The sequence below is a fragment of the Synechococcus sp. R3-13 genome (genome assembly GCF_047462195.1).
Lineage (GTDB): Bacteria > Cyanobacteriota > Cyanobacteriia > Thermostichales > Thermostichaceae > Thermostichus.
Genome location: NZ_JANSIO010000048.1, coordinates 1 through 8,117, shown reverse-complemented (window position 1 = coordinate 8,117; position 8,117 = coordinate 1). Strand labels below are relative to the sequence as shown.

Sequence of the window (8,117 nt, the reverse complement as noted above, 5' to 3'; positions counted from 1 at the left end):
GAGCTTATTATTGACTAGAGTCATGCTCCTGCAAAGCTGCTTATACCCGGCGTAGCTATTCGAGGATTTGCGGTGGCCCCATCTGCCATTATCTTCCCAAAATCGGCCTCAGGTTCCATCCTTTCCATGACAGGATGGTAGGGATCCCGCCCCCCGGTGCATCAGATGGTTGCCCAAGCTGCTCCTACTGCCTACGAGGCCCAAACCCAAGCTCTTGCCCAATCTCTGTTCGCCTCTCTTTCGGGAGAGAAGCGATCCCTGCTGGCCCAGTGGCGAGATCAACTGCGCTGGGAGGACAAGCTGCTGGCCTGGGCGATGGAAAACCCCCACCTGCGCACCCAGTTGTTCCGCTTGATCGATGTCTTGCCCAGCTTGAAAAGCAAGGCTGAGGTGGCCCGCCATTTGCAGGAGTATCTTTCAGATCCGGCGGTAGAGTTGCCGGGGATGCTGAAGAGCCTGCTCAACTTCGCAGACCCCGACTCCCTGCCAGGGCAGTTGGCTGCCACCACCCTAACCGCTGCCGTGGAAGCCTTGGCCCGTCGCTACATTGCCGGAGAAACCCTGCAGCAAGTCAGCAAAACTCTGGAAGCTCTGCACCGGCAGGGTATGGCTTTCACGCTGGATTTGCTGGGGGAAGCCGTCATCACCGAAGTGGAAGCCCAATCCTATCTGGATCGCTATCTGCAGGTGATGGAGCATTTGGCAAAGATGGTCAAAACCTGGCCACAACCGCAGCCGGTGCCGCAAGTGTCGGTAAAGCTGACAGCCTTCTATTCCCAGTTCGATCCCATCGATCCCCTGGGGGCCAAAGCCAAAGTGGGGGAACGGATTCGCATCCTGTTGCGCCGGGCAGAAGCTCTGGGAGTCGGGATCCATTTCGATATGGAGCAGTACCGCTACAAATCCCTCACCCTGGCCATTTTGCAGGAGCTGCTGCTGGAGCCGGAGTTCCGAGGCCGCACCGACGTTGGCCTGACGCTGCAAGCCTACCTGCGGGATAGCTACACCGATCTGCAAAACCTGATCGCCTGGGCCAAAGAGCGGGGATCCCCGGTGACGGTGCGCTTGGTCAAGGGGGCCTACTGGGATCAAGAGACCATCTTGGCGGCGCAAAAGCACTGGCCGCAGCCGGTTTACAACAGCAAGTCTGCTACCGACGCCAATTTTGAGCGCATGACCCAGCTTTTGTTGGAGCACCACACCCATCTCCACGCCGCCATCGCCAGCCACAATGTGCGCTCTCAGGCCAAAGCCATCGCCATCGCCCAAGCGCTGGGGATCCCCCAGTCTGCTTTTGAACTGCAGGTGCTCTACGGCATGGCCGATCCCCTGGCCAAGGCCCTGGTGCAGAAGGGACAGCGGGTGCGGGTGTACTGCCCCTACGGGGAGCTGCTGCCGGGCATGGCCTACCTGATCCGGCGCTTGCTGGAAAACACCGCCAACACCTCTTTTCTGCGGCAAAGCGTTCAGGGCTACAACCCCGAGCAGCTGTTGGCCCCGCCGGTCTTGGACGAGGGATCCGTTTTCCAGGCTCCTTCTCTCTCGTTTGCCGCCGCTCCCGATACGGATTTCAGCCAGCCCCAGCAGCGGGATCCCTTTTTTCAGGCATTGGACGAGATCCGGCCTCAACTGGGTCAGAGGGTTCAGCCCTGGATTGCCGGAGAATATCGCCCCACCCGACAAGCCATGCTCTCCCTCAACCCTGCGGATCCTGAACAGGTGGTGGCGGAAATTGGGTTGACCGAGCCGGAACAGGTGGAGCAAGCCTTGGCAGCGGCCCAAGCCAGCTTTCCCATCTGGAGGCGCACCCCCGTTGCCGTGAGGGCGGGGATCCTGCGGCGGGTGGCGGAGCAAATCGAAGCCCAGCGGGCGGAGCTGGCTGCCTGGATGGTGCTGGAGGTGGGCAAGCCCATTGCCCAGGCCGATGGGGAAGTTTCCGAGGCCATCGATTTTTGCCGCTACTACGCCCAACAGATGGAGGCTCTGGAGCGGGGACGGGAGTGCAACCTGCCCGGCGAAACCAACCATTACCACTACCAGCCCCGCGGTGTGGCGGTGGTGATCGCCCCCTGGAACTTCCCCCTCTCCATCCCCTGTGGCATGACAGCGGCGGCTTTGGTGGCCGGAAACTGCGTGCTCCTCAAACCGGCGGAGCAATCTTCGCTGATCGCCGCCAAACTGGCGGAGTTTATCCTCAAGGCCCTTGCCGAAGCTGGGATCCCGGAGGGTGTCTTTCAATTCCTGCCGGGGGTGGGCGAAGCCATTGGCCCCCTGTTGGTTCAAGACCGGCGGGTGCACCTGATTGCCTTCACCGGATCCCAGGCGGTGGGTTGCCAAATCCTCGCCCAAGCCGCGCAACTGCAGCCGGGCCAGCACCACATCAAGCGGGTCATTGCCGAGATGGGGGGCAAAAACGCCATCCTCATCGACGAAAGCGCCGACCTGGATCAGGCGGTCAAAGGAGTGATCAACTCCGCCTTTGGCTACAGTGGCCAGAAATGCTCCGCCTGCTCGCGGGCAATCGTTTTGCAGTCCATTCACGATCTGTTCTTGGGGCGGCTCATCGAGGCGGTGCGCTCTTTGAATGTGGGGGATCCGGCCCACCCCAGCACCCAAGTTGGCCCGGTCATCGATGCAGAGGCCCAAGCTCGCCTGCACCAGGCCATTCAATCGGCCCAAGCCTATGCCCGTCTCGACCTCAGCCTGCCCGTGCCGGAAAAAGGCTACTTCGTCGGCCCCACTGTGTTCAGCCAGGTGGATCCCCGGTCAGAGCTGGCGCAGCGGGAGCTGTTTGGCCCGGTTTTGGCGGTGATCTCAGCGCCGGACTTTTCTTCTGCTCTGCAGATGGCCAATGCCACCCCCTACGCCCTCACCGGCGGTCTCTACAGCCGCACCCCTTCCCACATTCAACAGGCTCGCCAGGACTTTGCCGTCGGCAACCTCTACATCAACCGCGAGATCACCGGGGCGTTGGTGGAGCGGCAGCCCTTCGGCGGCTTCAAGCTCTCCGGCGTGGGATCCAAAGCCGGCGGCCCCGACTACCTGCTGCAATTTTTAGAGCCGCGCACCGTAACCGAAAACACGCAACGGCAGGGCTTTGCTCCCATCGAGGGATCCTGAGGATAGGGCTTGGGAAAGCTCATTGGACAGGCTTGGCCACATCCCCAACCTTGAAGCCTGCCCCGCTGAGAATGCGTCCCACACTGGAGCTGTCATCCACCTCCGTCAGTTGGACCTGTCCGGCTGGCTCAGTCAATTTGCGCAAGACTGTCCCCGTGGCCGGATCCTTCACCTCGCGGACGACGCGCTCCACAGAAAGAATCAATCCCACCCGATAGCCATCGCGGCTGCCCTTGTTCAGGATCACCTGGTTGCCGTAGACATCCGCCACCAAGGCGTCAACCGTTGGCAGAGAGCGAGGCTGAGCTGCCAAGCGCCCGGCAAAACCGGCCAACTGCTGGGCAATTTGCTCCACCGCTTGTTGGCTTGCCAATACCAACAGCTTCTCTTCGTTGCTGGTGGCGGATCCCCCGCCAAAGCCGGCAACCGTGACCGTGCTATCCGACTGGCTGACGTTGCCTTTGCCCTCGACCACGGCCAAGATCTCGGCAGTACTGGTGCTCACCAAGCGGGCATTCAGCTGCACGTTGGCATCGGCATCCACCGACTCAGCCCCCACCGCCAGCGGGAAGCTGCCAAAGGGGGTCAAGACCGGCGCCCCACCCCCGGAACGACGCACCGACACATCAAACTGGGTCACACTGCCGAGGATCACCGCATCGACCCCTAGGATCCGGCCTACCTGAGCAGCGGTGTTGGCATCCAGTCGCCCGGATAGACCCAGGTTCTGCTCGGCCAAGATCGCGTCCAGCCGCGAGCGCTCGATGACGGAAAAGGTGCCATCTCTCACCAGCCGATCCACCAACAGGTCGCTCACCCCCCGAGAAGCCTCGCGGAAGCCGTAGGGATTGCTGAGGCTGCTGAAATCAAAGTCCAAGACTGCAATCCGAGGACGGGATGTGGGTTGCGGCGCTTGTCCCACCTGTCTGGGGGCAGAGAGGGTGCAGCGAATATCTTGGGGAAATTTCTGACAGAGGGCTGGATTGGCGGATTGGGCCACCACCGGGATCCCTGTCCAGCCTAGGCTTACCAAAGGGATCCCGAACAGCAAAACGGAAGAGAGGTTGCGCATGGTTAAACGATCTCCTAGATCTGGGAAGTGGCCACAGTTACTCTCAGCTTGCACCCAAAAGAGCTTCAGGGCGGTGACCGGTATCACCTGGCAGCTAAGGGCTAAGGATCCCGGCATCGCCTGTTCCCAGCAGATGTCCCATACTCTAGCGGCTACAGGGCTGTTGGGAAAATGGATTGAGAAGATTTGCACAGAAGAGTTGACAGATCTCAACTCTGTTGAGCCGAGATGCTCGCCCTCTTTCAGTCAAGCGCTGATAGGCCACTTGCCTGGATAAAGCTGGGATCGGCGGTGCAAGCTAGGACTCCGCCGCTGACGCGATCAGTGCTAGCCTAGTAAGGCTGTATTCTTGTACAAGCTATGCCTGTTCCCAAGAAGAAAACCTCTAAAGCCCGCAGTCGCAGGCGCTACGCCGTCTGGCTGGGCAAAGCTAAGCTCCAGGCCCAGCGAGCCATGACCATTGGGCGCGCCATTCTCAGCGGTCGCAACACCGGTTTCTACTATCCCAAAGCTAAGTCTGAAGAGGATGAGGAAGAATAGAGGCTTGCTGCAGGGATCCCGGTGTCTGCGCGAGTGATTACACTGGACTAGAGCTGTGCTCCCCTGAAAGCGGTTTTGCTGCCCCTGTAGTCTTGCTCCTCCATAGGTTGCATGCGCTCCTTGACTTCCCTCACCTACTACCAACGGCTGGGTCTGTCTCCAGGGGCATCTCCTGAGGCCATCCGGCGGGCCTACCGGCAATTGAGCAAGCGCTACCATCCCGATACTTCTCCCCTGGCTCCGGAAGTGGCCATTCGCTGCTTCCAAGAGTTGCAGGAGGCCTACCTTGTCCTCAGCAACCCGACGAAACGGGCCATCTACGATGCCAGCTTACGGGCGGTGACCGCCAACACGGGATCTCTGGGCATGCCGGGATCCCTTGGTGCCGATTCTCTAGAGCTGCGTATGGAAACCCGCCCACTTTCGGCTGGCGAGCTGTGTGCCCTGCTGCTGATGGGATCCACCCTGGTTGTGTGTTTGGTGTTGGCAGGTGTCCTCGCTTGGCTGCGAGAGAGTGGGGCAAGCTGATTCTGTGGGCACTCCCCACCGTCTTGGTACGGCATTGGGACGGAGTTTTCGGATTCTGGATCAGGAGTGCTTGAATGAACATAGCCCGTTGACTCTAGGGTTTGATTGCTTTCCTTGAATCTCGCCATGCCTTTGCCTCCTGCAACCACGCCCCTGTACAATCACCCGCTCCACACCATCGAACGCTGGCTGGAGGATCAGGGCTGCACCCGCGATCCGCAGGATGTGGAGCAGTGGTTTTGCGAACGGCCTGGCTGGAAAGCCATTTTGCGCCTGGAAGAAACCAGCATTTGGGTGCGATACACCTACCCAGACGGCAACACGAAAACTTTATCTTTTCCCTATTCCCTCAGCCGGCAAGACGTAGAACAGGCCATTTTTGAGAGTTAGCCGAGCCATGCGCGTTCTCCAGTTGCCTGCCCTGCGCGATAACTACATCTACCTGCTCCACAATCCCGACACTGCAACAGCAGCCGTGGTGGATCCGGCAGTGGCTGAGCCCGTGTTGGAAAAGCTGGCCGAGCTGGGGGCGGAGTTGGTGGCCATTTTCAACACCCACCACCACCACGACCACGTGGGGGGCAACCGACAGCTTTTGGAGCGCTATCCCCGTGCCAGAGTCTATGGCAGCCAGGTGGATCGGGGGCGGATCCCTGGCCAGACGGTGGAGCTCAAGGCAGGGGAAACAGTGGAGTTTGCGGGTCGGCTAGCAAAGGTGCTGTTTGTGCCCGGCCATACCCGCGGCCATATTGCCTACTACTTTTCCGAGAGTGGGGATCTCTTCTGTGGCGATACCCTGTTTGCCGGGGGATGCGGGCGGCTGTTTGAAGGCACGCCGGAGCAGATGGTGGGATCCCTGGATCAACTGCGGCAGTTGCCGGAAGCCACACGGGTGTGGTGTGCCCACGAATACACCCTCAACAACCTCAGGTTTGCCCTGACGGTGGATGGGGGAAATCCCGACCTGCAGGCCCGTTACCAAAAGGTGGCCGCCCTGCGCCAGACGGGATCCCCGACTGTCCCCAGCACCATTGGCGAGGAACGCCGCACCAATCCCTTCTTGCGTTGGGATCAGCCGGCTTTGCAGGCAGCCACCGGAGTTCAGGATCCGGTGCGGGTTTTTGCCCGGCTGCGAGGTATGAAGGATCAGTTCTAGCGCTGTTTGTAAAGTTTGCTTTCTCCTGGGAGAGCGAGGGCATACTGTCGGTGGGACTGCCTAGCTATTCCCCAAAATCCTATGTCTTGTCCTGAGTGTCCGGCTCTGCCTACCTTTTGGCAGGAGGCAGGGCGTCTGTTTCTCTGGCTGCCCACCCCTCACACCCAGCGCAAGGTGGTGCGGCTTCTGGAGGCTAAGGAGGGGATCCCAGCCCCCCTTTCGGTTCAACTTTTGGAAAACCTTGGCCTGGCGGTTTCCATTGCCCAGGGGGCCCTCAAGAAAACCCTAGAAGGAATGGCCGAGGTTCTTTCGCAGCAGGAGATGCGGGCCAGCCGCGCTCTGTTTTTGGCCGGAGATAGGGATCCCTGTTGGCAGGATTGCGCCCGGGTGGAGTTGTTGCAGGAGTTGTTCCACCGCACTCAGGCCGAGCTGTTGCTGGAAGTGTTGGCAGAAAGCCGGCTCACCACCTACTTTCAGCCCATTGTCCAGGCGCGGGATCCCGCTTTTGTGGTGGGCCATGAGGCGCTGGTGCGAGGACTGGACAAGGAAGGGCGGTTGATCAACGCGGGTTTGCTCTTTGCTATGGCTCGGGAAGCCCATTTGCTCTACCAGCTGGACTTGGCCGCCCGCCGCACGGCCATTGCCGCGGCCATGCAGCACCACTTGCAGGGGGATCTCTTTATCAACTTCAGCCCCACTGCCATCTACGACCCGGCTTTTTGCCTGCGCCATACTGTCTGGGCTATTAGCCGCGCCGGGATCCCGCCCCAGCGGGTGGTGTTTGAGGTCAATGAGTCTGACCGCAGCCCCGATTTGAACCATTTGCAGCGGATTTTGCACTTCTATCAGCAGGCAGGCTTTCGGGTGGCTTTGGATGATTTGGGGGCTGGCTATGGATCCCTGAACCTGCTGCACCAGCTGCGGCCAGACATGATCAAGTTGGATGGAGAGCTCATTCGCGGGGTGGACCGGGATCCCTACAAGGCGGTGATTGCCCAAAAGCTGCTGGAGCTGGCCCAAGACCTGGGGATCACCACGCTAGCGGAAGGGATCGAGACTGCGGGGGAGCTACAGTGGGTTTGCGAACACGGCGTGGATCTGGTGCAGGGCTTTTTCATTGCCCAGCCCCAGCCTGTCCCGCTACAGCCAGCAGGATAGCCGCTCCCACAGCTTGAGCAGCCACTGAGAAGGCTACCAGACCTGGAAGGGAGAAATCATAAAGCACCCCCATCAGGGCGCTGCCCAAAAACCAGGCCAGGCCGTAGACGCTGGTAAACAGGCCGAAGGCAAAGCCCCTCGTCTGGGGGGTCACCATGCTGGCTACTGCCGCCTTCATGACCGATTCCTGAGCGCCCAAGCCAATGCCCCAGAGCACCATGCCCAGCACCGTCAGAGCATAGGTACCGGAAAAGGCCAGCGGCGCAAATCCAGCCGATACCGCCACCGCTCCCAGCAGGCTCCACAGCCCCACGCGGTCAAACAGCCAGCCACATCCCAGGGCGGCCAGGGCATCCACCCCCATGGCCAGGGCATAGAGCAAAGGGATCCCTGCCCCATCGCTCCCTGACTGTTGTTGCAGATGCAGGGCAATGAGGGGAAAATCCGCAAACCCCATAGCCACACAGGCTGCTGCCAAAAGATACAGCCAGAAAACTTTGGGCAAGCCTTTTGCTGGAGTCATCTCCGGCTCCGGCTCAAAGT

8 protein-coding genes are annotated in these 8,117 nt (G+C 60.4%); 6 read left to right on the top strand and 2 right to left on the bottom strand.

All coding sequences use genetic code 11. The features are described 5' to 3' along the window. The first annotated feature begins 165 nt into the window (after positions 1 to 165). Positions 166 to 3,120 carry an L-glutamate gamma-semialdehyde dehydrogenase gene (pruA, locus tag NW856_RS01595; protein WP_414398752.1) on the top strand — a complete coding sequence of 985 codons (2,955 nt, stop codon included), beginning with the start codon at positions 166 to 168 and terminating at the stop codon, positions 3,118 to 3,120. Positions 3,121 to 3,139: 19 nt separating this feature from the next. Here the strand turns inward: pruA and NW856_RS01590 are convergent, their stop codons facing one another. Further along, positions 3,140 to 4,192 carry a CsgG/HfaB family protein gene (locus NW856_RS01590; RefSeq protein ID WP_414398751.1) on the bottom strand — a complete coding sequence of 351 codons (1,053 nt, stop codon included), beginning with the start codon at positions 4,190 to 4,192 and terminating at the stop codon, positions 3,140 to 3,142. A gap of 360 nt (positions 4,193 to 4,552) precedes the next feature. On the opposite strand from NW856_RS01590, the gene NW856_RS01585 reads away from it, so the two are divergent. From NW856_RS01585 to NW856_RS01565, 5 genes are all read left to right on the top strand, one after another. Further along, positions 4,553 to 4,732 carry a 50S ribosomal protein L32 gene (locus NW856_RS01585; RefSeq protein WP_011431820.1) on the top strand — a complete coding sequence of 60 codons (180 nt, stop codon included), beginning with the start codon at positions 4,553 to 4,555 and terminating at the stop codon, positions 4,730 to 4,732. Between the two features lie 111 nt (positions 4,733 to 4,843). Next, positions 4,844 to 5,260, top strand: coding sequence for a J domain-containing protein (locus NW856_RS01580; RefSeq protein WP_414398749.1), 417 nt, complete (start codon positions 4,844 to 4,846; stop codon positions 5,258 to 5,260). Between the two features lie 126 nt (positions 5,261 to 5,386). Next, positions 5,387 to 5,650, top strand: coding sequence for a DUF3143 domain-containing protein (locus tag NW856_RS01575; RefSeq protein WP_011431822.1), 264 nt, complete (start codon positions 5,387 to 5,389; stop codon positions 5,648 to 5,650). Positions 5,651 to 5,657: 7 nt separating this feature from the next. After that, positions 5,658 to 6,416: a hydroxyacylglutathione hydrolase gene (gloB, locus tag NW856_RS01570; protein ID WP_414398748.1), complete on the top strand. Its 759-nt coding sequence runs from the start codon at positions 5,658 to 5,660 to the stop codon at positions 6,414 to 6,416. Positions 6,417 to 6,497: 81 nt separating this feature from the next. Further along, the gene (locus NW856_RS01565) at positions 6,498 to 7,574 is read left to right on the top strand and encodes an EAL domain-containing protein (protein WP_414398746.1); all 1,077 of its coding nucleotides are present in this window, start codon (positions 6,498 to 6,500) and stop codon (positions 7,572 to 7,574) included. Here the strand turns inward: NW856_RS01565 and NW856_RS01560 are convergent. Beyond that, the coding region (locus NW856_RS01560) for an MFS transporter (protein ID WP_414398745.1) at positions 7,531 to 8,117 on the bottom strand (587 nt) is incomplete at its 5' end. The genes NW856_RS01565 and NW856_RS01560 overlap by 44 nt on opposite strands.